The 2,025-nt window shown below is 49.8% G+C and carries 2 protein-coding genes and 1 pseudogene; all 3 read left to right on the forward strand.

The annotated features are described in order from the left end of the window. Positions 1–377: pseudogene (locus tag B7X71_RS15855) on the forward strand (DUF484 domain-containing protein); the annotation flags it as partial. Continuing rightward, positions 358–1,359: a tyrosine recombinase XerC gene (locus tag B7X71_RS15860; RefSeq protein ID WP_293601441.1), complete on the forward strand. Its 1,002-nt coding sequence runs from the start codon at positions 358–360 to the stop codon at positions 1,357–1,359. The pseudogene B7X71_RS15855 and the gene B7X71_RS15860, both read left to right, overlap by 20 nt. A gap of 63 nt (positions 1,360–1,422) precedes the next feature. Beyond that, positions 1,423–2,025, forward strand: a 603-nt coding sequence (locus B7X71_RS15865; protein WP_293601442.1) for a GTP-binding protein, incomplete at its 3' end; no start/stop codon positions are given.

Below are 2,025 nucleotides of genomic sequence, written 5' to 3' on the forward strand. Positions count from 1 at the left end.
ATATAGAGTCTGCAGTGACTGCAGGTTTGGCAGAAGTGTTTGAAGTTGAGTCTGCCCAACTCCTGGCGCCTAATCCGGCATTTGGTCCTTGGATTGATACGCCGCTTTGTGGCTCTGCTCATGAGCTGGCTGCAGCGAGTGTAGATTTGTTGGCAACCCAAGTGAGCATTGATCCTGAATGGCAAAGCATGGTCGCCATTGGCCTACCATTGGGTAAAAGTGTTGGTGCGGTGCAATCGCCAGCCGTGCTTTTATTGGCAAGCAAAGATGAAACCCGTTTTACTGCCGATATGGGCGCATTCTATTTGCGTCAAATTGCCGAACTGACTGCTGCCGCTTTGGATCGTATCCAGGCTTATGAGCCAAGCACCAGCTGATCTTCACCCCTTAGTGCAAGAGTATTTGCACGAGCTGCATGTTTTAAGGCAGCTCTCACCCCATACGCTCAAAGCGTACCGCATGGATCTGGGTGAGCTGCAGGAATTAGCAGCAGATGATTCCATTGAGTTATTAAAAGTCACAAATGCGCATGTACGTCGCTGGGCGGGTCGCTTACATTCCAAAGGAAAATCATCCCGAACGATTGCTAGAGCGCTTTCTGCATGGCGCGGCTGGTATGACTGGTTGACCGAGAAAGATGCACGTCGCGATGCGCAGGCAGGAAAGGTAACCGCCAATCTAGTCGCTAATCCTGTCGATGATGTGAAGGCGCCCAAACGTCTGAAGTCTTTGCCTAAGGCGCTCTCGGTTGAGCAGGCACTCTCTCTAGTAAACCAAGCCGTTAAAGAAGCCGAAGAAAAAAAAGATCTCGAGACTGTACGTGACGCAGCGATCATTGATTTGCTGTATTCATCAGGCTTACGTTTATCAGAGCTGTTGGGCATTGATGTGATGCAAAGCAAAGATCGCCAACAAGAGTCTGCCGGCTGGTTGGATTGGGATGCTGCAGAAGTCACGGTGTTGGGTAAAGGCGGCAAGCGCCGCTCAGTCCCGATTGGTGGACCTGCAATGCAATCCCTCAAAGTCTGGCGTGCGGTCCGCGATCAACTGGAGCAAGCGGATGTATCAATGGCTTTGTTTATTTCTGCTACAGGTGTGCGCCTATCCCCTCGGACTGTGCAGGCGCGTCTGCGTACCTTGGCGATGCGTGCCGGCCTGCCGACCCATGTGCATCCGCACATGATGCGCCATAGCTTCGCAAGTCATGTATTGCAATCGTCCCAAGATTTGCGGGCGGTGCAGGAGATGCTGGGGCATGCCAGTATCGCCAGCACGCAGATTTATACCTCTTTAGACTTCCAGCACCTAGCGCAGGCATACGATAAAGCCCATCCACGCGCAAAGGCTGGCAAAGCGTGAGGAACTCGGTAAGATAGAAGGTTTCCCATTTAGGGAATGTATTTATAGATTTTGAATGGATCGATCATGGCGTTAATTCCAGTAACAATTCTTACAGGCTTTTTAGGTAGCGGCAAAACGACTTTGCTCAAACACATCTTGACTGAAGAGCATGGCAAAAAAATTGCCGTGATTGAAAACGAGTTCGGCGAAGAGAATATTGATAACGACATCTTGGTTCAAGACAATCAAGAGAACATTGTGCAAATGAGCAATGGTTGTATTTGTTGCACTATTCGCGGCGATTTAGTGGAGGCCCTCGATTCACTTTGGGAGCAGCGTAAAGATAAAAAGATTAGTTTTGATCGCGTAGTTATTGAAACTACCGGTGTGGCTAATCCAGGCCCGGTGGCCCAAACATTCTTTATGGATGATGATGTTGCGGATCATTACGTATTGGATGCGGTAGTCACTCTTGTAGATGCCAAGCATGACCCACAGCAGCTCACTGAGCATGATGAGGCACAGCGCCAGGTAGGCTTTGCCGATCAAATCTTCATTACTAAGACGGATTTGGTATCGCCGGCTGAAGTGGATGCTTTGCGCAATCGTTTGATGCATATGAATCCCCGCGCCCCAATTCAGGGCATATCTAAAGGGGTAGTGCCCTTAGACGCTGTTTTGGAT

Source organism: Polynucleobacter sp. 39-46-10, from assembly GCF_002282275.1.